Source organism: Pontibacter liquoris (assembly GCF_022758235.1).
GTDB classification, from domain to species: domain Bacteria; phylum Bacteroidota; class Bacteroidia; order Cytophagales; family Hymenobacteraceae; genus Pontibacter; species Pontibacter liquoris.
Genome location: NZ_JALEBG010000001.1, coordinates 2,668,713 through 2,694,563 on the forward strand (window position 1 = coordinate 2,668,713; position 25,851 = coordinate 2,694,563).

Below are 25,851 nucleotides of genomic sequence, written 5' to 3' on the forward strand. Positions count from 1 at the left end.
ATTACTACACACTATGCCGCCTTTTATACTAACAGCAGTTTAAACTGCCTCTTTTCAAACTGACATGAGGAACTCCCAGCAGGTAATCCCGCCCGGGATGCCATGCCTGTTAGAGTAGCATAATCACTCCCCCTTCTCTCCATAGATTCTGAAGCAAAAATTTCTATACCTTCTACCTTCTAAACCGTCCCTTTTTATCTGTATCTACCTTTTCCTGCCATTGAGAAGGTGCAAACTATACTCCCAGTAATGAGGTCTCGCTACCTTTTGCCTGCATCTCCCGGCCTGTTCAGACTGCTAAGCGCAATATGCTGAAATAAGGCTCCTGTTATTGACTTCGCCGCAATTCATCATACCTCATTTCCAGACAATCACATACCTCCGGAATTTACTTGCCTGCAATGTAAAGCGCCGGAAAGCGAATAGCGTCGCTCCAGTTTAAAAGTTATCAGGTTAAATTTTAATCATTATGAAGAAAACAATACTTCTGCTTATGAGCATCCTGCTCTTCAGCAACTATAAATTAATGGCACAAAATTGGGTAAATGGGGGCAACACCCTCAGCGCCAATGGCCGGTTGGGCATCAATAGCAACTTCTCGCTTATTTTTGAGACCAATAACACCGAACGCGGCAGAATAACCAATGGCGGCAACTGGGGAATAGGCACCAGTAGCCCCGGCGCTAAGTTGCAGGTAAACAGCGCTTCTGGCGCCAGTGCTTTTCGGGCCAGCGTAAACGGCTCTACCAAACTGCTGGTGCACAGTGGTGGTGGCGTATCGGTTGGCAGTAGTTTAACTCCTCCGGCCAATGGCTTATATGTATCCGGCAATGCCGGTTTCGGCATAACCTCTCCTGGGGCAAAGGTCCATATCAACAGTGCTGCCGGCCAGTATCCCTTAAGAGTTCAGTCAAATAATTTAACGGGTCTGTTGGTGCATGATAACCTGGGTGTCTCTGTAGGAAGCGCTGCTATTCCGCCGCCCAATGGCTTGTCTGTTAACAACAGCCTAATTGTTAATAATGGTGGAATTACGAGCACCAATACATCCTCTACAGGTAATGGGGTTTATGGTAAAGGATACTATGGTTTATATGGTGTAGGTAGTAATGTGGGTGTTTTTGGCAATGGTGGCACCTATGGTGTATATGGTTTCAATAATAACAGTTCCGGTGGTACCGGGGTTTATGGCTCGGGTATAACGTTTGGGGTACAGGGAAATGTTTCAACTGCTTCGGCGTATGGTGTAGGTGCTATTTCAACACAATCTATAGGGCTATATGCCTACACCGGTAACACAGCCTCCTATGCCGGTTACTTTATTGGCAGGGTTTACAGCAGCGGTGGTTACCTGTCGCCTTCTGACCGCAAACTCAAGCAAAATATTTCCGAATTAGGCAGCGCCATGGACATCATCAATAAATTGCAGCCAAAGACCTACGAGTACCGCCAGGATGGCACCTATAAGCAGATGAACCTGCCCAAAGGAAAACAGTATGGCCTGATCGCGCAGGAGGTGGAGCAGGTGCTGCCCGATCTGGTAACTGAAGCAACTTATAATGCTGCAAGAACAATACCCGATAAGCAAGCTGTAGCTCCTGATGCTACACAGCCAACTGCAACTGGCATGCAAACCCAGCAGCCTGCAGCACAAAATCAGGGAGAAGAGATAGCCTTTAAAGCAGTAAACTATACCGAGCTGATCCCGATACTGGTGAAAGCCATACAGGAACAGCAGCAGGAAAACGACCTCTTAAAGGATCGGATTGCAAAGCTGGAAGCCGCAGTAAGCGCACAAAGTAATGGTAGCAAGGGGATGGGGAATGATATACCAGGTGCATCGCTGGAACAGAACTATCCCAATCCTTTTGACCAGAGCACCACGTTCCGTTATACAATACCAGCCGGCGCAACAGGTCAGATCCTGATCCACGAAGTGGCAACAGGCAGGCTGGTCCGAAGCCTGGAGGCACCGGCCAGCGGAGAGGCACAGCTCCATGCAGGTGATCTAAAGCCGGGTATTTATACCTATACCTTAACCGTGAACGGACAAGTGGCCGCCTATAAAACCATGATGCTGAACAAGTAAAGTTCTCCCCTCCGGCTAAGCCGCATAGCGCCATCAAGTATAAAAGGCCTGCCCCGACAACAGGGCAGGCCTATTATACTTGTATGCCTTCTTATACTATCGTGTCATAAGGTAAAGCCGTAAAGGATACCCGCAGCTTCTCATATCTAAGTATAACCCGGGTTCCAGGCGGGTATGATTTACTTTGCAGTCGTTCTTTCGATCTCCCGCAGATTTTCCAGCTTCTTATTTCGCAGGAAGCCGTTGATATCTTCGAAGTGCTCGCGAATGCGCTTGTTGCCAAATTCAAATACTTTGGTGGCCAGCCCGTCCAGAAAATCCCTGTCGTGCGACACAAGTATGATTGTGCCGTCAAACGCTTTGAGTGCATCCTTCAGAATATCCTTTGTTTTGATGTCGAGGTGGTTAGTCGGTTCGTCCAGGATCAGCAGGTTTACCGGTTGCAGCAACAGCTTGATCATGGCCAGGCGCGTTTTTTCGCCTCCGGAAAGCACCTTCACTTTCTTCTCCACCGTTTCGCCGCTGAACATAAAAGCACCCAGTAAGTCCTTCACCCGGGTGCGCACGTCGCCGATGGCAATTTCGTCTATGGTCTGGAACACGGTCAGGTTCTCGTCGAGCAGCGAGGCCTGGTTCTGGGCAAAATACCCGATCATGCTGTTATGGCCCAGTTGCAGCTTACCGTCGTAGTCCAGCTCGCCCATAATGGCTTTTACCAGCGTCGATTTACCTTCGCCGTTCTTCCCGACAAAGGCCACCTTCTCGCCGCGGTTAATGGTAAGCGAGGCATCCTGGAAAACAGTATAGTCGCCATACTTCTTAGTGAGTCCCTCCACAATAACCGGGTAATTGCCCGAGCGCGGCGCCGGCGGAAACTTGAGGTTAAGCGCCGAGGTATCTACTTCGTCCACCTCAATGATTTCCATCTTTTCCAGCATCTTCACCCGCGACTGCACCTGCAGGGTTTTGGAGTAAGTGCCTTTAAAGCGATCGATAAAGGCCTGAATATCGGCCATCTCTTTCTGCTGGTCTTCGAACTGTTTTTGCTGCTGCTCGCGGCGCTCTTTCCGGAGCTGCAGGTATTGGCTATAGTTTACCTTGTAGTCGTAGATGCGGCCCATCGTTACCTCGATGGTGCGGTTGGTGATATTGTCGACAAAAGTCTTATCGTGCGAGATCACGATCACGGCTTTGGCATTGTTCACCAGGAAATCTTCCAGCCACTGAATCGATTCAATATCCAGGTGGTTGGTCGGCTCATCAAGCAAAATCAGGTCGGGCTGTTGCAGCAGGATCTTGGCCAGCTCGATACGCATGCGCCAGCCACCACTAAACTCTTTGGTAGGGCGGTTGAGGTCCGCGCGCGAAAAGCCCAGGCCTTTCAGCGTTTTTTCAACCTCGGCGTCGTAGTTGATCTCTTCTACCGAATAGTATTTCTCGCTCAGCTCCGATACCTGCTCGATGATAGCATAATATTCCTCGGATTCGTAGTCGGTACGTGTTTCGAGCTCAGAGTTAAGATGCTCCATCTGCTTTTTCATCTCCAGGATCTTGGCAAAAGCTTTGGAGGCTTCCTCAAATACCGTACAGTCATCGTTGGTGAGCAAGTGCTGCGGCAGGTAAGCGATAATGGCCTCTTTCGGGGCAGATACCTTTCCGCGGGTAGGCTTGTTTACGCCGGCAATTACCTTTAATAAGGTCGATTTTCCTGCTCCATTTTTACCCATCAGGGCAATCCGGTCGTTCTCGTTGATGTTAAAAGTAACATTGCTGAAAAGCGCTGCCCCGTTAAACTCAACTGCAACCGCGTCTACTGAAATCATATGCGTTATTTTAAGGCTGCAAAGATACTACATATTTCTGCGTATGTATCAGAACTTTAAAACAACTATTTAAGGCGCTGCAAGAGGTTAGTTTGGTAAAACTCCTGGCCAGGTACAGTTTACTGTCTCGGTTCTGATGCCTATACTTGAAACGCTTCAATTTCGGTAACCGGAACATTTCTACTCCCTATAGGATAGAAGGCAGCGGCCCTGCAGGTAGTGGTGGTTGCGAAAGTATGCGGGGCTGTCGTATCCATTTTCGTTGTCTCCGCCCCGCGCGTTGTTCCCTGCTCCTGGTTGTTACCGCAATTCCGAAGTCCGAACACAAGCAACACGACGGCAAGAGCCAACAATACCAGCCAGAGCCAGTTTGTCTTTTTTGCGGAAGGCGGTGGTACAGGGCGTCCGTTGGAGGGCGGGGAAGTTGGGGTAGCTATGACAGGTGCAGAGGTTGCCGTGGTGAGCGGTTCGGTTTGCCTTAAGTCGCCGAAGCCCGGCAACTCGGCCAAATCAGTTGGCAAGGCACTCCGGATGCCAGCATTTTGTTCTGAAAGAAAGCTGGCCAGTCCGCCTGCATCCAGGTTTTCCGCTTTGGTCATTTTCCCTAAAAAGCCCAGCACCAACGGGCCGACATACTCCAGCACCGCGGTAGCCGAAGAAGCTTTAATGCCTGCCGAATGGCTGATGGTTGTTTGGACGGTAGCGAGGTTGCTGCCAAATATTTCTGATAAAAATTTGTTTCCGGCAGGCATGTGGCTGCCCGGTCCGCCAGGCACGGTGTTGTCCATATCCAGGAGCGTACTGCCGCCATCGTGCCGGATGTGGTTGTAAACAGCGTTCCACGCGTCAGGCTTACCGGTTTTATTTTCAAGGCCAGCCAGAACGGCAGGCAAACCGGCCTCGAAGGCATTCGCAATGCCTGCTTCACTTTCCTCTAAATGGCTGCTGGTTTTGCTTATTAAATGTGGGGTTATAAACCCTTGTAGCGACGCGAGTAGATCTGCCATACTTTCTTTTTTAATTTGACAACACTAAATATTGTCTCATACAGCTTATATCCTATTAAGTTTCAGAATCTTACAAGCGCTTCAAATGGCTAGCTACTACTTTTCAAAAGACTTCTGTTTAGAGCGAGATAAATTCAGCAACAAAGCTGGCCTGTGGTTAGACAAGTATAACGCTTGCTTACCTGCTTATACTTGCCATGATGGGCTAACCGCTCATGAACCTGTCCTGGAAACTGAGCAATTGCATTATACAAAACCTCGTTAAAACTTACTACAAGCCCCTTTTATCATTTTCAGGAGGTGTATTGCAACCTGGCTATCGGTTATTGTCAGGGCTTCGCACAACACAGGATGGCAGCCTGCCCGCAACGCGAAAACATCCTTTTATACTTGGTCGGCATCGGAGAATTGAAACCAGCAACGGGGATTTTGTCGTTGTTCGGAGCCTTCGAGGCCTGTGGCAGGACAGGGCAACAGGGGCGTACGTGCCGGGCGATTCTGGTGGTGCAAAGAGGTGCTTATGCCGGGGCTTTGGCCGGAAAGGAAACTTTGTTAAAATTTAATATTCTTTGCTTCAACTAGTTAGCATTTAAACAAGCATAAGTTGCATAACATCATCGAACTTTTATGAGGGAATAAAGTATTATATCACCGTAGTATATAGTTGATTTCTATTTCTGCTATGGACTGATCAGATACAACCCTCAAGGATCATATCACCCACATGTTTGTTTTTCCCAATCTAGCCCTACTCCGGTTAAATTTATGTAACCGGAAAGCCGGATAGCAGCCTTTATGAGGTGCTTTTTAGCTATCCCCGCAACATGATAAATTCCGCGCGCCCACAACTCCTCCTTTCACTACCTACTACCAGATCATCCTTTATCTTAACCAAGCTGGAAGGTGATAATGGTAAGTTCATACATGTATAGTAAAATAGTACAGCATGAAAATAAAATTTACCCTTACAGTTAAAGCCCTTCTATTATCCGGAAAGAGTGCAGCCTGGTTGCTTTTCATCTGCCTTATGAGCTGTGCCCTGCCCGCTTTCAGTCAATCGGCCAGCCAGGCAGCACCGGCTGCGCCTGTTACCAAAGCCCGGAAAAACCTTGCCAACAAGCCTTTCGTGGTTGGCAGACCAGGCAATGAACTTCGCTTTGTGGCCGCTGCTTCCCAGTCCATGCAGCCTTACGTATCAGCCGTACGCCCTGAAAACGGTGCCACCGATGTTCCGATCGACAAGTCCATTTCCGTTGACCTGGAATTTCCGAATGGCAATGGCCTGGATGGAAACACGGTAACTATTCAAACGGTAAGGCTATATGAGATAAAGGGGGCTCTGCGGATGCAGGTGGCCGGAACGGCCGTCAATGCGACTGCGGCCGGCGATGCCATTACACTTTCTGCTCCGCTGGCCCTTAGCACGACCTACGAATTTGAAATAACCGATCAGGTAAAAGACCTCGAAGGATATCCTATCCTGCCTTTTACCTCCCGCTTCACTACCACCAATACCTCCTCCGTTACGTTGGCTGGATTGGATGGGGTTGCCTTTACGCCACAAACCCTGATCTCGGCCAGCCCCGACAACGACGGGTTCACTTCCCTGGCCATCGGCCCGGACCACCGCCTGTATGCCACCACCTCCGGCGGCAAAATAGAACGGTGGGATATTCAGCCGGATGGTACGCTGCTAAACCAGGTCACGATCGCCCCTTTTGGCGATACCAAGCAGCTCCTAATCGGTTTTCATTTCGATCCTTACGCCACGGCCACGAACCTGCAGGCCTGGATTGCTTATTCTTCGGGTGAGTTCATGCGTGCTCCCGACTGGTCGAGCCGCATTGCAAAGATAAACCTTACTGACCCGGTCAAACCCGAGACCAAAGTATACGTGACCAACCTGCCGCGCTCTTACAAGGATCATAGTATAAATTCCATTGATTTCGGTCCGGATGGTGCCTTGTATGTCATGATGGGCAGCAACACAGCCATGGGGGAATCGAACAAAGTATGGGGCAACCGCCCGGAAAGACTTTTATCAGCGGCCGTGTTGCGCCTGGATATTGTAAAGGCCGATAAAAAGCCGCTGCCCATTGATGCCATGACGAGGGATGGTGGCGGCACTTATAATCCTTATGCCAGCGATGCGCCGCTAACCCTTTTTGCCACGGGCATCCGGAATGCTTACGACCTAGTATGGCACAGCAACGGCCAGTTGTATGTGCCCACAAATGGCTCTGCCGCCGGCGGCAATACGCCGGCGTTAAAGTCTGGCACCATCTGGTCGGATGGTAAACCCTATACCGGCCCCGATATTCCGGCTTTAACTAACGTGCGGGCTACACAGTGTGATTTCCTTTACAGTGTGGTGAAAGGCGGGTATTATGGCCACCCGAATGCCCTGAGAAACGAATATATTTTAAACGGCGGCAACCCCACCGACGGGAAAGATCCGGGAGAGATCGTTTGGACGGCTTCGGGCAATTCCTACGGCTACCCGGTAGGCACTCCCAAAGAACCTAACTTCCGGGGCTGGGCCTATAACTTCGGGCCCAATATCTCTCCCAACGGCGCCATCGAATATAAAAGCAATGCCTTTGGGGGCAAGTTGCAGGGGCGGCTGCTGGTGTGCCGCTTTAGTGGCGGTGACGACCTGATCGTACTCGAGCCGGGTCCTACCGGTCTGGAGATCGTAAGCGCTGTAGATGGCATCCAGGTGCCGGGGTTCAGGCGGCCTTACGCTAACCCGCTGGATGTGACGGAAGATGAACTAACGGGCAACCTCTACATCTCCGAGTACTTCGACATGAACGGCAAGGGCAAACCGCAGATCACGTTGCTAAAAGCCAATGAGCCTGCTAGGCCGGAAGTGCCCGGCGGCGACTCAACGGTGGACATGATCGTTTACCCAAACCCTGTGACCCGCCGAGAAATGTTTATACTACTGCACAAGCTCCAACCAAAAGAAGAAGTAAACGTGACATTGCTCGACATTGATGGCCGCCTGGTAACTTCTCACACTGAATTATCGGACGAGCAGGGTTCCCTGAAAATGCAGATTGCCCTAGATCCCAAACTGCACGGGGGCCTGTATATTATCAAGCTACAGGCTGCTTCCGGCAAAACCGAGTTTAAGCGCGTGATCATTCAGTAGCCCTCCATTCGCTTCAGAACGTAAGCTCCTGATTTAGAAATGCACCATATAAGATGGCAGCAGCTGCGAGTTGAAGCTACATGAAAGTATAAAAGAATACGGCCACAGGTAAGCTAACTACCTGTGGCCGTATTCTTTTATACTTGCTAAGTTGTAGTTGTAGCAGGTATTGATAGTATTTTAAAGCAGGAAGTTTAGAAATGCCAGCCGGCAAGTGCAACAGGATAGCGTAAAGAAAGGCACCTATCAGATGGCACCCTACAAGTATGGCGAGCTTACTTTCTGACTTCCAGCGTGCCTACCTTCGGTAAGATCTGGATCACAAACCGGCGGTCACGGATATCGCCTTTACGGCCTGCTCCTTCAAAGCCGCTTCCGGCTGCGATCAGCTCAATCCGGTCTTTGGGGAACCTGATGCCGGCATTCTGCCAGAACCGGAGCAGCGCCAGCGCCCGCTGGTAACTAAGCTCCAGGGCATACTCCCGCTGGGTGATGTTGCGGGGATCGCCTTTCGGAAAACTGGCCGCACGGCCGTCTATCACGATCAGGTATTTTACGTCTTTGTCTTTGATAGAATTGATGACCTGGCTCAAATTTTGCCCGGCCCTGAGGAGCGGCGCCCGCGAACGCTCCGGTATCACGGCGCTGCTCTGCTCAAAGAGCACATCTACCAGCAGCTCATGCCGTTTATACTTGGCATTGTACTGGAAATACTTTTCATCCAGGCGGGCGAGTGCCGCTTTTATCTCATCCAACTTGCGCTTTTCCTGTACCTCAACCTGCAGGCGGGCTATATTTTCGCGGTTCTCCCGGTCTTTGCCCTGAAACATTTTAAAGCTCAGCACAAACAACACCAGCATTACCAGGAACAGCACCGTCATCAGGTCGACATAGCTGGGCCAGAAAAAATCCCTGCTCTCCTTGTTCATACTTACCTCCTGTTATTTCCGCCTCCGAAAATTTTGCCCAACGCCGCTTTAAAAGGCCCCGGCTCCATACTTTTTATCATCAGGGTATTCAGGGTCTGGAGTTGCCCGAGCAGTTGCTGCTGAATAACCGAATCGGCTTCTATTTTCTGAAGCAGGCGTTCATTGGTCTGCTGTATCTGGCCGGCAAGTTGTTGCTGGTTATGGTTCAGGCGCTCCTGCTGCTTGTCGAGGTCTGCGAAGGGCTGCATGTAGTCCACAATGCGCTGGTAAATGTTGTCCTGGTTCAGGTTGCGGAAATGCTCCTGCCACTTTTCATACGCATTCTGGGCATCGCGTTCCTGGTGCTGCAGCCGCGCTTCCATCAGATCGGTCAGCCGGAGGGCGGCCTTATCGAAATACTGCTCCACCCGGGAGCCAATGTCGTTTAACTCGCGTTCGTGCTGCCCAAAGAAGTTAACCTGCCGCTGTATGGATTCGTCGTGTTTCTGCAGGTAGCCCGGCACCTGGTCAAAGCCTTGCTGCAGGCTGGTCAGGCGGCCCAGCACCTCGCTTATACTATGTGTCAGCTCGGCGCCTTTCTGCACCGATTCATTCAGGGCTACCTGGTAGTTCATAAAGTTCCGGAACAACTGCTCGCTTTCCTTCATCTTGTCAAACACCTGCAGGTTGGCATTGGCCATCTGCGTGAAACCGATCTTATCCAGCTTCTCAATAAATTCTTTCTGCGTGCTGATGTTCTCCGTGAGCGTATCCACAATGGGCCGGAAACCGAGGATCTTATCCAGAAAATCCTTGTTAAACGAATCGAGCACCGATTTCAGGTTGCCCAGGCTGGCAGCCATATCCGAGTTAAGCTTGGGCAGCAGGTGCGTCTGCAGGAAAGTATAATACTCGTTCTGCAGCCTGTCGCGTGTGCTGCGGGCATTCTTCAGCGCATGGTTGCCGATGAGCGTGAGCAGCAGCCCGCAAAAGCTGCCGGCCATAGCTATCAGTACTCCGAAGAGAAAAGAAGGGATGTTCTGGTCTGTGATGAACGAGCCCGCGGCAGCGCCGGTATCTTCCCCACCCAAGCCCGACCAGATCAGGCTCGACAACCCGATGATCACCCCGGAAAAAGTACCCAGCAAGCCCACATACAATGGCGTGGAGACAGTAGACTGCACTTCCGCTTCCAGGGCTTCGGAATAGCGCTCCGACACATCCTTGAGGATATCAAAATCCGCGGCAGCGCCTTTATTCCGTTTCAGGTACTCGTTGGTGCTTCGGATAATCTTGCTGAACGTCTCGGATGGGTTGCGGACCTCGATCAGGTCGATGGTGGCAGCTGCTTTCCCGCCTGCCGCCACGGTACTCACCAGCGTATCGGGGTCGCCTTGTACCAGGTAAATATTATTCCCTTTCAGCAGCCGCTCAAACTTCTCTTTTGGGATAGTATAAGCCGGCACCGGGCCACCTTTTGCCTCGATGTGGAGCAGATCATTTTCCACCGAAACGATCCGCTTTACAGCCGGGTTCGAGGGCGTATATTCGCGGAAAGGCTTGCCCGCTAAAAGCTTCTCCCATACCTGTTCGGCGGCCGGGCTATTGGCAGCCGGAGCCGGGCTTTGGTCGAGCAGCAGCTCCGCTACCGACAGCTGCTCTTCGGAAGGAAAAAGATCTTTGATCAGCGCAATTTTGCTCCTGGTATGCCGGTAGATATAAAACTGGTAACCAAGTATACACAGCACCAAAAGCGCCTCAAAAATAAAGATCCCTTCCATGTAAGCGGTTTATCTGAAATCAATTCGGGCCTTTTCCATGATCTTCCAGCCATTGTTTACTTTGGTGAGCACACCATCCTGTTGCTGCACCACTTTGGTCACCATGCGGTTGGAAGGCTTTTCAAAATCAAAGGCATTTTCAAGGCGGTCAATCCCCTGTGCGATCACAAAAGCATGGTTGCCTGCCAGGTTAAAACGGTAATGGGTTGAGCTGCTGCCGTCTGCCGGCGCATCGATCTCGATGTAACTGTCTGAATCAGGGCGTTGCTGCAACTGGTGCATTCTGATCACGCCATCTTCCGGAATAATAGCATACCGGATACGTGATTCCGGCTCAGCTTCCGGAATAACGGTTGGCGGCATACTTCCAGCGGCCTGTTCTAGTTCGTCCAGGAGATCTCCGCCGGCAATTTCCAGTTTAATGGGCTTTGCAGCCGGAAGTTGCTGTTCTCTGCGCGTTTCTTCTTCCGGGTTTCTCTCCATTGGCTCATTACGGCCTTTGGGTTCGTTCCGGCGTCTGTTTTCTTTTTTACGTCTTGGTTGCTGTTCCTGTGGCTGCTGCTGAATCATAGGGGCTTCTTCTGACTGGATTGCCTGCGGCTGTGGCTGCGGTCGCTCACGCTCCCGTTGCCGCTGCCGCTGTTCGGGCTGTGGTTCCTGCCGCTGCTCAGGCCGCTGCTTTTTCTGGCGCCCGGATTCGTTTGGTTCGTTGGCTGGTCTGTTTCCGCGGCTTGAGGCGCCTTCCAGTCTTCGGAGCCTTTCTTCCAGAAAGCTGTTCTTGTCTCTCAGCTTTTCAAGCTTGCTTCCCAGAATATGATGCGAGCTGCTGGCCCTGATAAAAGCAAAACCTGCTCCTACCAGTGCTATGATACTTATGATGATTGCGATAAAATCCATGTAATCCTGCTGTTAATTTCTTTTAGTGATGTTACAAAGATGGCTGTTTTTTTCGGCTTGCATATAGCTATAACCAAACCACCTCTCTCCCAGCCCGAATCAGAAGGAAAAAAGGGGATTTGTTACCTTCAGGAAAAAGTGCTCACCTGCGTTTGTTGCTTGTACAATTCTTTAGACAACAAGTATAACGACTGCTTGAGCGGCATAAAGAACATGGTCTCGTGCAATGGCTCGCGGTCTGTCAGGCCATTTACAGTATCTTCCAACACCATGGTGTAGCTGTCCTGCAGGTTAGCGCGCATAAACTCCAGCACCCGCATTGGGTCTACTTCCACGCCCATTGAGCGCATCAGCGGCGAAATGTCCGCGTCGTCGAGCAGCATGGTCAGGCAAGCCATCACATTGTCCATCACTTCCTGGCGCAACTCGCCCGTGATCTGCGTTTTAGTAACCGGCGTTAAAGCATCTGCCATGTTGGCTGAACCGGTCGGCTTCATGATCGGGATGTTGGTCAGATCGTTCAGGTCGGTTCCTTCCAGCGCCATGGCGCCGCCGTTAGCCGTTACCTGTTTCGGATTATCTACCAGCACCAGTTTAAAGTTAGCAGGCGGCTCTTGCCCCGTCACTTTCTGGAAAATGGCTTTGGCATAACGCTCCACGTTCGAGAGGTTGTTGCCCGCACTCAGCAGCTTGATGTACAAACTGCCGCGACCGCTGAAGGAGATGTAGCGCGGCACTTTCACGTCCAGTTGCTGCACGAGCTGCGCCAGGTGGTACATCAGCGAACCAAAGTGCAGGTAGAACATCAACCGCAGCTGGCGCGCCTGCAACAGCTGCGAGCTGTAGTTCAGTTCTTTGTCGTAGCTGAACAAGAGCGAGCTGATATCGGCGGAGTTGAAGTCCGGGTTGTCCAGGGCTGTTTCCAGGAACTTGCGGTACTCGCGTCCTTCTTCCGTGAGCGGAATGCGCAGCACGTGGTCCACGCCGTACTGCAGCAGGCCGTTGTCTTTGCTTGTTTTTACGGTGGCAAAACCATCGCCCCACAAATCGTTACCGGCAAAGCGGAACGAGGAGCTGTGCGAAGGCTTGCGGTTGGTAAACAGCAGCACGTCGGTGGTACCGCCGCCGATGTCCACGTTGATCAGGTTCTCGTCCTGGCTCGGCACCACAGCACCGGTACGGGACAGGAAGTAGAACGGCGCTACCGATTCTGTAATGCAAACCGTGTTTCTACCGTTCTTGAACACGCTGTTGTACACGGTATCCCACACATTCTGGAACATGTTGCGCGAATACTCGTCAAAGCTCAGTGGGGCAAACCACACGATCTTGGTGCTGGCCACGTTGCCGTTATTCAATACTACTTTGTTTTTAATAAGCAGCATGATCTCGGTGAAGAAGGCTTCGATACGGCGCTTACCGGTATTGGTCAGCGTCTCGCTCCACTTCAGGTCGGTGTGGTAGGTCTGCTTGTACTGTTCCTGGTGCGTGCCTTCGGTGTTGATGGAGAAACCGATGTTGATGTTGCCAAACAGGTTCGTGATCTGGTTTTCAAAATCAATGGACTCGCAGGTAGCCGTACGCGTCGGGAAGTTATAAAGCGAACCGCCGGAACCGATGATCAACGGGATGAATTCGCGCTTGAGCAAGGTCTCTACGGCAAACAACCTGCCGAATCCGCGCTTGTGAAAACGCTGGTAATCCGTTAATGCAGGGTCTTCGGAAGGCTTGTTGAGCATTACCAGCTGCTGGTCATTAGCAGTGATGGAGAATTCGCGCGGCGGCTGGTTAGCGCCGGAAGTATAGGCAATGTGCGTATTCGACGTTCCGAAGTCGATGGCAAAGGTAAAGTTGTGTATCCCCTGCTGCTTTTCTTCAAACTTCGGCACGATCAGCGCTTTGCCCACAAAATCTACGCCGGCGTGCGTAAACTCCGCCACATCGAAGTGCGTGCCGCGGATCTCATAATAAGTACTGCCGGCGCTGCTGTTACTCTTCTTCGTACGCTTGTGTGCCGTGGCCGAAATGATACCGCCACCGGTTTCGAGCTGCTTGCCGCCTACAAAGAAGCTGAGCGAATGGTTCTTGTTCACCAGCAGCGGATCGATGTCTTCGTCTACCAGCATCACCTTGTATAAGTCGTTGTACTGCACCGCATCGGTGAACTTGTAGAACGGGAACACGCCCAGACCAATTCTGGATTTGAGGATATGGCCTTTCTCCGGAATCACGTTGCCGTGCGCGTCTTTTGAGTTGAGCGGGTTGTCGTAATAGCTGCGCTCGTACACCACGTTTCCTTTCTCGGTTGGCACGTTCAGCGTTACCCGCACATGGTTCACGTCGATGTGGAAGGTCAGGTGATTGGCCAAATCTTCCGGCGTAAAGAACTGGAAGTATAAGCTCGTGATCGGCAGCAGGTAATTGAATGTTTTATCTGTAACACCCGGCTGATACACCACCGTTCCACTATAGAAACGGTCAGTATTTACCTCGTAAGGCACCTGCACCAGCGTTTCCTGCAACAGGTCGTTTATAGTTAAGTATGGGTAGTTAAACCCAACCCCTGGCAGCGATCGGTTCTCCAATGGTTTCTCATCGTAATAGCCAACAATGGTATTTACCGGCCAGGCCAAGTTGTTTACATACTTGATGTTCGGTGCCAGTCTTAATTCAGGCTTCAACACAATTGGTCGCTCGCCGGCGAAACCAGTATGGGTTGGCCGGATGAACAGGTCGCTGCTCGTAACAGCAGTCTGGTCTTTCTTTACCAGGAAGTTCAGGTGGCCCACATGCACCGGGTTCTGCTGAAAATCCACCAGTTGCAGGTATTCCGAGGCGATGGCATTCTGGCCTACGTTTCCGGCCATGTTGATCTTGCGCAGCAGGTTCTCATCCAGCGCATTGTACACGGCCGGGAAGGCCTGGATCATCGCAGGGTTCGACACAAACAGCTTGTGCACGTACTCCCGGAAATCCTGTTCCCGATCCTCGAGCGACACATAGTTATCGTCGAAGTAGGTACCGATGTTCTGCGCCCGGTTTATACTTAGCGGCTGCACGTTTGGTGCTACAAACAGGAAGGTCAGCGGCGACGTGCCTCCGATGAGCTGCATGTGGCGGTCGCCGCGTGGGCTTGTAGATTCGAAGAAGATCAGGAAAATGTCCTCAATGCCCTGGAAGCGGCTGTCGTTCATGAACAGCTCCAGCGTTCGACCCAGCAAACTCGTGTTCGGGTTCGACTGCATAGCACCTAGCTGCTGGTGTTTGTTCCAACGGCGAATGATGATTTTGTTACCGGCCTGCGCATAGCTTTGGTGGTTATAAAGCAGCTCCCACAGATCCCAGAAATGAGTTACGAACTTGTGGTAAATGGTGTTGTTGTTGGAGCCTGCCACACCGCGCTTTACAAAATCGAAAGCGGTTTCGAACAGGTGCATGCGGGCAAATGGCGTCGGAATGGAGGCGTTGATTTTCAAGGCACGGCCCCCGGCGCCATCGGTGATATCTTTTATCTCGGTGCTCGTGATCTGGCTGGTCTTGGCCCAGCCCTCCACGTTCGAACCGGTTTTATGTAGACGAAGTACTTTCGGCATGTTTGTTTTAGTTTGTTAAAGTATGATTTGTATCAAACAGATGACTAGTCTTGGTCTTCTTTTCAGTTGCCTCCCAAACTTTAAATGTTGTTGTTTTTTGCCAGCTTTCGCCTCGCCGGCTGGGCCTTCCTTTTCTTCTTGATAAGAAAAGGAAGCAAAAGAATCAAGACGATTTTGAACTCGCTGACCGCTCAAACAAAAAATCGTCATTAGTGCACCTGGACAACGGCTTTGCGCTGTAGCCTCTTCAGGAACTGTCCCCTTGAGGGGACGATAGGGGTGTTAAGTACGGTTGTAAATCTTTGTACTTCAACTCGCAGCAGAACCCGATGATTACACCCCTGTGGTCCCCTCAAGGGGACAGTTCCTTTTAGCTATACTTCAGCTTCTCCTCCACCAGCGAATTGGTTGCAGCTTCGAAGGCTTTGATGGTGGCCTTGAAAGCGTCGCGGTCGGAGATGGATTCAGAAGCACGGTTAAGCTCTTTTACGAAAGCTCCCTGGCTAATACCCTTGTTCAGGAAGCCCGTTTCGATCTGCTTGTCAGATACCATGCGGTTGAAGTCCGTTTCGTTCAGGTTGAGCGCAGCAAAAGTACGCTCCTTGCGGCTCAACTCGCGCAGCCACGACTGATAGCCGAATTCCGGATGGGTTAGGAACTTGTTCAGCTCCTTGAACACCGGCTCGTTGCGGATCGCGCTCGTCAGGTCCACGCCTTTGGCATAAGCGGCTTGCGAGTCATGTGGCAGGTGCGTGGCGTAGTAGCGCTCGAAGTAATGGAAACGGATCAGTTGCTTGGCAATGCGATCGCGGGTTTCGCTGTCCAGGTGCGAGAACTGCACGTTGCTCACGTCTTCGCGCAGGCCGTACTCATGGTATACTTCGTTGCCGGATAGCTCATTGTCTGAGTAATCCATGAAGTCTACGATCGCAAGCGCGCTCAGCAGTTCTACCAGGTGTGCGTCGTTTTTCTGGCTAGCACGGCCCGGGTTGTTTTCCATTGGTTTGTCCGGCGTGTCACCCATATAGTAGACCGCGTTCACCCCGTTCAGGTGGTTCTGGTAGTACGAGAGCGCGTCTTTTGCCTTGGTGGTGAAGGTGTTCGAATCGATGAAATCCGCCTCTACGCCGGCGGCAGGTTGCTCCAGCGAGAAATATGGCAACACCACCATCGCACCTGTCAGGGCATAATTTAAGCTAGCCGCATTCGGCAGCGAAGTACGCGAATCTTTGAAGTTTTTGAGCAGCAGCGGGAAACCGGCCGCGCCTGTTCCACCAAAGATCGAGCTCACAAAGAAGATACGGTCACCGGCCTGAAAGTTGGACGCAAAAAAGCGCATTTCCGGCGAGTCGATGATCTCGTTCAATACCACACTGCCCACGTTCGGGCTGCCACGGAAACCCACGTCCAGGCTGTTGTTCAGGTTCTCCGGCGTGAACAACAAATCGATCAGCGCCTGGCTTTCGATATCGAGCTGGTTATAGCCTACATGGTCTTTAAAGGGTTTGTTGATCCCACCGAAATCATATACAAAACTGTCGCGGATCTTGGAAGTACCATCGCCGGCAATGCTGGAGAGTGTGCTGATATCGGTATGAAAGAAGCCTTCGTCGCGGCGGCCCAGGGCGTCATGGATGTGCTTGTAGGTTTTAAGCAATTCCACGGTACGGTTCATGTCCCCGTTCTGCGTGTCGGGATCGATGATGATGGGTACTATTTTATCACAGTTCTGAATTTTGACACCTGCGGCCATGAGCATGACCAGCGAGCGGATCACGCGGGAACCGGTGCCACCTATTCCGAATACAAAAAGTTTTGCCATAGTTATTTTTTGTTAGGCCATTTCATAGGAGTTGTCCATGCCTGCACGGAGCCCCTTTTGAGTAGTATAGAGAAAACGAAGAAAAGGATCAAGCTGTATATCACATTCACAAAAGCGAACATATACGTGTAAGAGTGCGTCTCGATCTCGTTGCCAGTTACCTGCGTGATCGGAATGATGAATTGAATAATGGCATTTAGAATGAGGAACATCACCCAGTGCCGCGGCTTGTACAATCCAGTACTCATAGCGCGGTTCAGCACATAGTAATAAAGTACAACGATGCCTAAGGTGATGATAAAGAGCATCAGCCCGGTATTGGGGAACACCACCTCGCGGTAGTCGTTGGTAAAGTTGGCAGGCAGAGGCCGGCCTAAAACCAGTTCGTAGAGTCCTGAAAAAAACTTTTGTATCATACTTGTTAGTCTGCTTTGTTAAATTGTATGGTTGCGTTAAAGACGAAGTCGCTCTGGTCGCGGTAAAGCGCCTGAACACCGTCTATGATTTTGGTTAGCTGGTAAGTCTTTTTCTGCGCCGCGGCCGGGTTGTTGTCGTTTTCGGTCGACCAGGCCGTAATCCAGTTTGGTGTTACCTGCGGCAACTGCACCGATATCGTGCCGGAGTTTGCCGTAAGCTCAGGTACGCGCACCCGAACAAAATGTGTATACTTTGCCAGGTCTGGGGTGGCTTTTATACTTTCATCGGCTGCCGTAACCGAAACAATATTTGGCCTGCTGCCCGTGCTGGTTACTTTGAGGTTCTTTTTCAGGTAGTCTATACTTTGCATCGACAGCGGCAGCCGGCTCAGGTCCAGGCCAATGGTAAATTCCACCGGCTCATTCTTTTCCGGCTGCAGGCTCACTTCTGTACACGGATCGGCGTTGCGGCTACTGCAGTACACCACACCGGCCGGCTTGAATTGTTTTTCTTTTAATAAAGCGGAATAAGGTATGGACTTATACTCAAAACCAAAGTAGGCCTGCTGCGCCGGTAGGCTGCGCAGCACCTTGTTGGTGACCACCTGCACGTCTTCCTGCTTACCGATCACCCAAATGTAATATGGTATTGCTTCGCCGTTTAGCGTGCGTCTGAGTTCCGGCTTTTTGACGGCCGGGTAGTAGCTACCGAAGAACTCAGAGGTGTTGCCTAGTATGGCCACAGCCAATCCCTGGTGCTCGGCCTCGCGCAGGCTGCTGCGGATGTCAGCGTCAAGTGAAAGGAACTGTCCCTGGTCACGTGGGTCGGGGCCATGTATAAAATCAGAGATGATCACGCTGACTGCTCCTTGCTCGATTGACTTTTGTAAAATCGCCTGCAGCATGGCCGGTAGCGGCGTACCGCGTACATCATCCTTTATACCACTAACGATGTAGCTTTTTATGGTATTGTACGACACGCTGTCCAGTACCGGGCGGCTCCGGGCATCTTCTTTGGCCAGGTAAAAACCTTTGTCAGCCACGTAGCGGCCATCTTCTACTTCCGAGATCAGCTTTACCAGATTGTTCTGAAAGGTAGTGGCTTCTTTACCGGCCGCCGGAGCCGGCATAAAGCCCTTCATACCGTTGGAGATCTCCAGGTATACGTTCACATTGACCTTCGCCGGAGCAGCTTTTTCGGGAGAATTTGCAGGTGTTTTGGAAGCAGTTTTCTTTTCCGGTGCCGATGTAGCGGTAGCCGGGTTATTTTCTTCGCCGGCACTTTGCTTTTTGTAGCAACCGGATAAGAGCAATAGGATGGGAATCAGTAGCAAACAGGCGCTACGCACAAACCTTTTTATAAGCATGCAGTTAGTTTTAAAAGCCGTTGGGCAATACTATGAAAACGTAAATAAGGTTCTAGCGCACAAAACGTGCCTAAAAAAAGAGGTAAAAACCTGCCAAAAGCAACGGCAGACGCAATAGCAATTGCACTGATAAGAATATACTTTGAACGATATATTGAACGATAAGATACACAGGCTATTATATATTGCTGAAAATAAGGAATACGCCCTTGCAAAACGCCTTCCTCCTATCGCGCAGCCACAGCTACCAAGTATAGCCTAACGCAGAAACGATCGCTGCTCCGAAGGCCGGATATGCTACCCGATGTTGTGCGCCTCCAGTATGCAAAAAGCCACCTTCCGGCAGGAAAGGTGGCTTTTTAAGGCTACAGTAAATCTTTTTACCTAAGGGTGATCCGTCTTTGATACTGCAGGCGCCTGCCGGCACAAACAAGGTGCGCTTAAGTTAACTCCAGTACCACCACAGAGAAGGGCGGCAGGTCTACTTTCAGGTTATCGCCTTTCAGTTTAGCTCCCTTAAAGGGCTGTGGCTCGATTTTGGACGGCTTTTCAAACGTATTAAAGTCCTGGAGCTTTTCAGAGGTAAGAATCCTTCCTTTTGCCGTTTTATACTTGCCTCCTGCTATGTTGATGGAAACCTGCTGGCCTTTGCGGGCATCTATATTAACCAGCGTGACATGCGTCAGGCCGTTTTCGGCGCGGGAGGCCGACACGGAAACAGCTGGCAGTTTCTCTCCGCCTACCTCATAACTGGCACTCTGAAGTTGTATGGGCAGCAAGGTAGCATCCTGATGCACTTTATACATTTCCATTACATGGTAGGTGGGCGTGAGCAACAATTTCTCCCCTTCGGTAAGTATAACCGCCTGCAGCACATTAATGGTCTGGGCCAGGTTTGCCATCCGTACCCGGTCGCAGTGGTTGTTAAAGATATTGAGGGTGGCGCCGGCGATCATCGCATCACGCATTGTATTCTGCTGGTATAAAAAACCAGGATTGGTGCCTGGCTCCACGTCATACCAGCCTCCCCATTCATCCACCACCAGGGCTACCTTTTTCTCCGGATCATATTTATCCATGATGGCGCCATGCTTGCGGATCAGTTCATCCATGAACAGGGCCTGCTTCATCGTGGAAAAATACTGCTGCTCAGTAAAAGTGGTGGAAGGGCCTTTGGCATCCCAGTTGATCACGGCATAATGGTGCAGGGCATAGCCTTCCATTAGATGGAGTGGGATTTTCTTCATCAGCACCTCCGTCCAGGTATAGTTGTCGGAAGATGGGCCGGAAGCGATCCGCATGATGCCTTTCTCCAGATAGCCTTTGCCGAGGTAGGTGGCGTTTTGCCTGTACAGGTCCGCATAATAGTCGGCCGTCATGTTGCCACCGCAGCCCCAGGGCTCATTGCCTACGCCCCAGAAAGTTACCTTCCAGGGCTCCTTTCGGCCGTTTTTGCGGCGCAGATCCGACATGGGACTCACCCCGTCAAAATTGGTGTATTGCACCCAGTCCATGAGTTCCTGCACCGATCCGCTGCCTACATTGCCAGCCAGGTAGGGTTCGGTACCCAGCAGCTCACACATATCCAGAAAATCATGAGTGCCAAAGCTGTTGTTTTCCGTTACCCCTCCCCACCAGGCGTTCACCAGGGTCGGCCGGTCCTCTTTCGGGCCTATTCCGTTCTTCCAGTGATAAGTATCGGCAAAGCAGCCGCCCGGCCAGCGCAGATTCGGGATCTGCAGTTTTTTCAGGGCCGCAACCACATCGTTACGAACACCGCGGGTATGCGGAATTTTGGTGTTATCCTCGCCCACATAAAAGCCGCCGTAAATGCTGCGCCCTAAGTGCTCGGCAAAGTGGCCATAGATATTGCGGTTAATTTTCAGCGCATTTTTTGTAGATGCATCCAGGGTTGCTGTGTTTTGTGCCTGGCATACGTATCCGCCCAGGGTGAGCAGGCAGCTTAAAATAATCTTTTTCATGGCAGTTTTGCTCGTGGCTATTGGAGGTAACCTGTTCCGGAATAGATTTCAATCCTGATAACAGAAGGCATAAGCTACAAAATTTATTTAAAATATAATATTTTAGATTTTAGATAATGTCAGCTTTACCCCCTTCTATTCGGCTCAAGTTTAATGCGTTAGTGAGGCCTGCGAACACATACTGCACGGGACGCTGCACAGGAGAAATGCAGCCGCAGCTCATATCCCTCTAATCTTTACAAGCCATACTTAATATGGTAGCATAATTTAATGCGCTCCTTTTTATTAAACGTATATGTAAGCAGTCATACCTTTTTGATATTACCCGTATGGTTTCCAACTTTAATTGCCCGATCTGTGATGCCCATGATTGGCAGACAGTTAAAACCTTTCATTACCGGCAGCAGGATGCGTTAGCTACTAATTCACTGCCTTCCTTTTCAAGTCTCCGGCGCCAGATCTTATTTACACTCTGGTTTCCCAACACTCCGGATGTTGCGCTCACCGCTATTTACTGCAATAACTGCGGTTTTATGTGTTATACTCCCCGGCCTACCAACGAAGACCTGCAAGCCAAATATCAGTACCTTGGCCAACGCGAAGAGATCGGCGCCCTGCATAATCCCTCGCAACGGGCGCTCCGGCTCGACCGGAAACGGGAGCAATTCATGTACCGGGTGATCACCAGGCAGTATTCCGGAATTTCCCGGAGCGTGTTAGATGTAGGGGGTGGCGATGGCCGCCTGATGCGCCCTTTTCTGGCAAACGGGTATGCCTGCTCCGTTGTTGATTTTAACCAAAACCCTTACCCAGGCATTACACGGCTTGGCGCCACCCTGGACGATCTGCCCGCTGACGCCCGATTCGATATTCTTATCTGTAGCCATGTGCTGGAGCATGTTAGCGACCCGGCCCTGTTCCTGCAGAAACTTCGCTCCCGCCTAGCTCCGAACGGCGTTCTCTACATTGAAGTCCCCCTTGAGATATGGAAAGAGATTCCCATCACAAAGGACCCGGTAACGCATATCAACTTCTTTACTGTCTCTTCCTTAAAAAATGCCTTGCTCCTGAACGGGCTGCATCCGCTGGAAGTAAAGTATAGGCTGGCCACCTATGGCGGAAACTATAAACGGGTAGCCTGGGCCCTTGCCACCGCCACGGAAGTAAGCCCGGCAACGCGCCCTTTGGAGAATGCCCGCAGAACAAGGGCACTGTTGCGGCCAGGGGCCTACCACACGCTCCTGCGCAAGGCAGAGAACTTCTGGATCCGATACGTTCTGAATTTACCACCCAAAATTGCGGCCAAATTCAAGGCTTTACGCCCGGCAAAGTCTCAACCAGCCAGCACATAATTTTATACATTGCAAAAGTGGCCTTGCAAGACAAAAGCTTATCAGGGGTAAACTGCGCCATTCGTATACTTATCTAAACCTTGTCGAAACTTGGCAGGCAATCTTACTTTTCTTCAGTCGTTTCGTAACTGATTCTGCACAGCATGTCTTACCTTAGCAGTTATGGAAATACAGGGTGCCTGGACAAAAGATGAGGAGGGCTATATGCAGTTCGAAACTTCGGAACTGCAGCGGCTATACGAACTGGTGACAGACAAATATCACCAGGTATACAACCATTACCTGGAGACGTTTGATGATGATGAAGCGTTCTACAAAGCGTTGAAAGATGGTTACGAGATGGTAACCGATTACAAGATTATTGCTGGAAAAGAGGAATTTGTAACCACTTATACCACGCCGACGCACGTGCTAGATGTATGGTATGGTTGCGACGAGGCAACAAACAAACGCGTTTACACCAAAGGCTTCCTTCGGATCAGCACCCGGTAAGGCGGGGGCCCCTTTACAAGACAGGCGAACGGCACTGGTTAGCCGCAAACAAATACGAATTGTGAGATACTTTTTACATATTGGCTATAACGGCACCAACTACAGGGGCTGGCAGCGGCACCCGGATGCTGTAAATGTGCAGCAGGTGCTGGAGGCATGTCTCAGCCGCATATTAAAGGAGCCCATTGCCATTGTGGGCTGCGGCAGAACCGATGCCCTGGTACACGCCAGCCAGTTCTACTTCCATATGGACGTGGAAAAGGAATGGGATTTTGACCTTTTTTTCCGGCTGAACAAAGCACTGCCTTCCGATATTGCCATCTACGACATCATTCCGATGCAGGGCCTGCCCCATGCCCGTTTTGACGCCACGCAAAGAAGCTACGACTATTTCATCCATACTTACAAGGATCCTTTTCTGAGCGGGCTGAGCGCGCTATACCTTGAAAAGAACCTGGACCTGGACGCAATGCGGGATGCGGTGGCCCTGCTACCCCAATACAATGATTACAGGGCTTTCTGCAAAACACCGGCCCAGTACGAGCACACGATTTGCCACGTATCGGCTGCCCGCCTATTATCAGATCATAACGGCGATAAGCTGCGGTTTCAGATCTCCTCAAACAGGTTCCTGAGCCGCATGATCCGTATCATTGTCGGCAAGCTGCTGCTGGTTGGAACAGGTAGTATAAGCCTGGAAGAGTTTGAGAGTTACCTCATCACAAAAGAGACTCCCCCTACCATCATTCCCGCGCATCCGCAGGGTTTATACTTGTCTAAGGTGACATACCCCTACCTGGACCTGCCCCCACGAACCGATTTTGCGGCCATACTTGCCAACCAGGCGGCGCATTCCTGGCAAGCGGTTTAAACCGAAGCCAGGTAGAAACACCGGCTCAGGCTTTATATTTCACAGGCAATAGAGCTGCGGCCGTTTCATCCAGAAACCAATCTACTTTCCCCTGGTCTGGCCGGATAAGCTGGGCCGGGTACCGGCTGGTATCGCGCTCTCCTTCCAGCACGTGCCGCACAGCTTCGGCTTTTGCGGCGCCGTAAACTAAAAAGGCAATCTGGTGCGAGAGGTTGATGAGCGGCGCTGTGAGCGTGAGGCGGTAGGTTTTCTGATCCGGCAGCAAGACTGCTTTCACATCTACGGCCTGCTCCTGCAGCACGGTGGTACCCGGAAAAAGCGACGCCGTATGCGCATCATTCCCCAGCCCAAGCAGCATCAGGTCAAACCGGATCTCCTGCCGCTTAAAGTGCTGCAGAATGCGTTGCATATACTCCTGCGCAGCCTGCTGCGGGGCTAGGGTGGTATTCACCGCGAAGATATTTTCTGGGGAGATGTTCAGCGGTCCGAAAAGGGCGTGCTGCACCATCAGGGCGTTGCTTTCCGGATCATCAGCCGGCACATAGCGCTCGTCGCCAAAAAAGAAGTATGCGCGGCTCCAATCCACCTTCCAGTTATAAGCCGGGGAGGCAAGCTTTTCATACAGCTGTTTGGGCGAGCTGCCACCCGAAAGGGCGACATTAAACTGTCCGCGGGCGGCGATCGCCTCCCGCGCAGCATCCACAAAAAGATCCGCTACTGCAGTAAGTAAGGCTTCTGTGTCTTTATATATGTTCACCATCCTTAGTGTATTTTTTAGTGCTTAACGGAAGCGAAAACCAATGAAAGCCGTCGCGCGCAATCAGGGCCTCTGCTACTTCGGGGCCCCAGGAGTCGGCTGAATAATTAGGGAAGTTAAGGCTTTTCTTGGCTTGCCAGGCATTCAGGATCGGCATCAGCAAATCCCAGGCAGCTTCCACCTGGTCGGCCCGCATAAACAGCGTCTGGTCTCCTACCATGGTATCGAGCAGCAGGGTTTCGTAAGCTTCCGGCGCTTCAAACGCATAGGTGCCTTTGTAATCGAAGACCATATCGACGGTATTGAGTACCATCTCCAGGCCCGGCCGCTTGGCCTGCAGCTGCAGTCGTATGCTCATCTCAGGTTGTATGCTGATAACGAGCCTGTTTTGCTGCCAGGTTTCCGTTGTTTCCGGCGGGAAGATAAAGTGGGGCACATCCTTGAACTGGATTGAAATAACAGAGGCCGTCTGGTGCATGCGCTTGCCGGTGCGCACATAGAACGGCACTCCCTGCCAGCGCCAGTTATCGATAAAGAACTTGGCAGCCGCAAAGGTCTCGGTATTCGAATCAGGGTCAACGCCTTCCTCCTCGCGGTAGCCGGGCACTTCTTTCCCTTCGATCCATCCCTGGCCATACTGGCCTCGCACGGCATTTAACCGGACCTCCTCTTTGGAAAAGCGCCGCATGGCATGCAGCACATCTACCTTGCGGTTGCGTACCTCTTCGGCCCCGAAGTTGGTAGGCGCTTCCATGGCAATCAGGCACAGGAGCTGCAACAGGTGGTTTTGCACCATGTCGCGCAGCGCGCCTGCTCCTTCGTAGTAACCGCCACGGTCGCCCACGCCCAGTTGTTCTGTTACCGAGATCTGCACGTGCTCAATGTGGTTGCGGTTCCAAAGCGGCTCAAAGAGGGAGTTGGCAAAGCGGAACGCCATAATGTTCTGCACGGTTTCCTTGCCCAGGTAATGGTCGATGCGGTAGATCTGCTTCTCATCAAAAAGCTCCCCGAGTAACTGGTTCAGAGCTTTGGAAGACTCCAGGTCGTGGCCGAACGGTTTTTCGAACACCAGGCGGGTATTATCCACGTTTTCGGAGAGCTTGTGCGATGCAATGTTGCGGGCAATAACCGGGAAAAAGTTGGGAGATACGGCCAGGTAATAGATCACCTGCGGTTCCTGCTTCCAGTCTTTGGCCAGTTTCTCGATGCGCCCTCTCAGCTCGGTGTACGTCTCTTCTTTCTGCACATCGGAGATCTGGTAGAAGACATGGTGGCAGAATTGCGCCCAATCTTTTTTATCGGCCTTGCCGCGGCGCGAAAATTTATTGATGCCTTCCAGCAGCTTTTCTCTGAACTCCTCGTCCGATAATTTGGTGCGGCCCGTGCCGATTATGGCAAAATTTTCGGGCAGGCTGTTTTCCAGGTACAGGTTGTAGATGGCGGGAGCCAGCTTGCGCCAGTTCAGATCACCTGTTCCTCCGAAGATGACAAAAATGGTGGGCTGCGCCTTTATGGTTGTTTTGATCGATGGCATAAT

The 25,851-nt window shown here is 51.3% G+C and carries 17 protein-coding genes; 5 read left to right on the top strand and 12 right to left on the bottom strand.

Features of this window, described 5'->3' with window-relative positions; genetic code table 11:
* The first annotated feature begins 469 nt into the window (after positions 1-469).
* Positions 470-2,089, top strand: a complete 1,620-nt coding sequence (locus LWL52_RS11145) for a tail fiber domain-containing protein (protein ID WP_242919817.1) — start codon at positions 470-472, stop codon at positions 2,087-2,089.
* A gap of 179 nt (positions 2,090-2,268) precedes the next feature.
* Here the strand turns inward: LWL52_RS11145 and LWL52_RS11150 are convergent, their stop codons facing one another.
* Positions 2,269-3,912: an ABC-F family ATP-binding cassette domain-containing protein gene (locus LWL52_RS11150; protein ID WP_242919819.1), complete on the bottom strand. Its 1,644-nt coding sequence runs from the start codon at positions 3,910-3,912 to the stop codon at positions 2,269-2,271.
* A gap of 140 nt (positions 3,913-4,052) precedes the next feature.
* The gene (locus LWL52_RS11155) at positions 4,053-4,919 is read right to left on the bottom strand and encodes a DUF937 domain-containing protein (protein WP_242919821.1); all 867 of its coding nucleotides are present in this window, start codon (positions 4,917-4,919) and stop codon (positions 4,053-4,055) included.
* A gap of 1,027 nt (positions 4,920-5,946) precedes the next feature.
* Here LWL52_RS11155 and LWL52_RS11160 point away from each other — a divergent pair.
* Positions 5,947-8,076, top strand: coding sequence for an Ig-like domain-containing protein (locus LWL52_RS11160; RefSeq protein WP_242919822.1), 2,130 nt, complete (start codon positions 5,947-5,949; stop codon positions 8,074-8,076).
* A 275-nt stretch (positions 8,077-8,351) separates the two neighbouring features.
* On the opposite strand, the gene LWL52_RS11165 is transcribed toward LWL52_RS11160, so the two are convergent.
* The 8 genes from LWL52_RS11165 to LWL52_RS11200 form a co-directional block, all read right to left on the bottom strand.
* On the bottom strand, positions 8,352-9,005 hold the full coding sequence (locus LWL52_RS11165; protein ID WP_242919823.1) for an OmpA family protein: 654 nt from the start codon (positions 9,003-9,005) through the stop codon (positions 8,352-8,354).
* Positions 9,006-9,007: 2 nt separating this feature from the next.
* Positions 9,008-10,765, bottom strand: a complete 1,758-nt coding sequence (locus tag LWL52_RS11170) for a hypothetical protein (protein WP_242919824.1) — start codon at positions 10,763-10,765, stop codon at positions 9,008-9,010.
* A 9-nt stretch (positions 10,766-10,774) separates the two neighbouring features.
* Entirely contained in the window at positions 10,775-11,662 is an 888-nt protein-coding gene (locus LWL52_RS11175; RefSeq protein WP_242919825.1) for a hypothetical protein, read from the bottom strand.
* Between the two features lie 128 nt (positions 11,663-11,790).
* A complete protein-coding gene (locus LWL52_RS11180) occupies positions 11,791-15,255 on the bottom strand; it encodes an acetate and sugar kinases/Hsc70/actin family protein (RefSeq protein WP_242919826.1) in 3,465 nt (1,154 codons plus the stop codon).
* Positions 15,256-15,625: 370 nt separating this feature from the next.
* A complete protein-coding gene (locus tag LWL52_RS11185; protein WP_242919827.1) occupies positions 15,626-17,077 on the bottom strand; it encodes a hypothetical protein in 1,452 nt (483 codons plus the stop codon).
* A 2-nt stretch (positions 17,078-17,079) separates the two neighbouring features.
* On the bottom strand, positions 17,080-17,493 hold the full coding sequence (locus tag LWL52_RS11190; RefSeq protein ID WP_242919829.1) for a hypothetical protein: 414 nt from the start codon (positions 17,491-17,493) through the stop codon (positions 17,080-17,082).
* A 5-nt stretch (positions 17,494-17,498) separates the two neighbouring features.
* On the bottom strand, positions 17,499-18,860 hold the full coding sequence (locus LWL52_RS11195) for a hypothetical protein (RefSeq protein ID WP_242919831.1): 1,362 nt from the start codon (positions 18,858-18,860) through the stop codon (positions 17,499-17,501).
* 440 nt (positions 18,861-19,300) lie between these two features.
* Entirely contained in the window at positions 19,301-20,842 is a 1,542-nt protein-coding gene (locus tag LWL52_RS11200; protein ID WP_242919833.1) for an alpha-N-arabinofuranosidase, read from the bottom strand.
* 329 nt (positions 20,843-21,171) lie between these two features.
* Between LWL52_RS11200 and LWL52_RS11205 the strand changes: the two genes are divergently transcribed.
* The 3 genes from LWL52_RS11205 to LWL52_RS20660 all read left to right on the top strand — a co-directional run bounded on the left by LWL52_RS11205 (position 21,172) and on the right by LWL52_RS20660 (position 23,557).
* Positions 21,172-22,194 (top strand): class I SAM-dependent methyltransferase, encoded by a 1,023-nt coding sequence (locus LWL52_RS11205; RefSeq protein WP_242919834.1) that lies wholly within the window; start codon positions 21,172-21,174, stop codon positions 22,192-22,194.
* Between the two features lie 162 nt (positions 22,195-22,356).
* Positions 22,357-22,686, top strand: coding sequence for a hypothetical protein (locus LWL52_RS11210; RefSeq protein WP_242919835.1), 330 nt, complete (start codon positions 22,357-22,359; stop codon positions 22,684-22,686).
* Positions 22,687-22,747: 61 nt separating this feature from the next.
* Positions 22,748-23,557 (top strand): tRNA pseudouridine synthase A, encoded by an 810-nt coding sequence (locus tag LWL52_RS20660; protein WP_242919836.1) that lies wholly within the window; start codon positions 22,748-22,750, stop codon positions 23,555-23,557.
* 25 nt (positions 23,558-23,582) lie between these two features.
* On the opposite strand, the gene pgl is transcribed toward LWL52_RS20660, so the two are convergent.
* Complete coding sequence (pgl, locus tag LWL52_RS11220) at positions 23,583-24,317, bottom strand: 6-phosphogluconolactonase (RefSeq protein WP_242919837.1); 735 nt, start codon at positions 24,315-24,317, stop codon at positions 23,583-23,585.
* The gene (gene zwf / locus LWL52_RS11225) at positions 24,301-25,848 is read right to left on the bottom strand and encodes a glucose-6-phosphate dehydrogenase (protein ID WP_242919838.1); all 1,548 of its coding nucleotides are present in this window, start codon (positions 25,846-25,848) and stop codon (positions 24,301-24,303) included. The genes pgl and zwf overlap by 17 nt, the downstream gene beginning before the upstream one ends.
* Positions 25,849-25,851 lie beyond the last annotated feature (3 nt).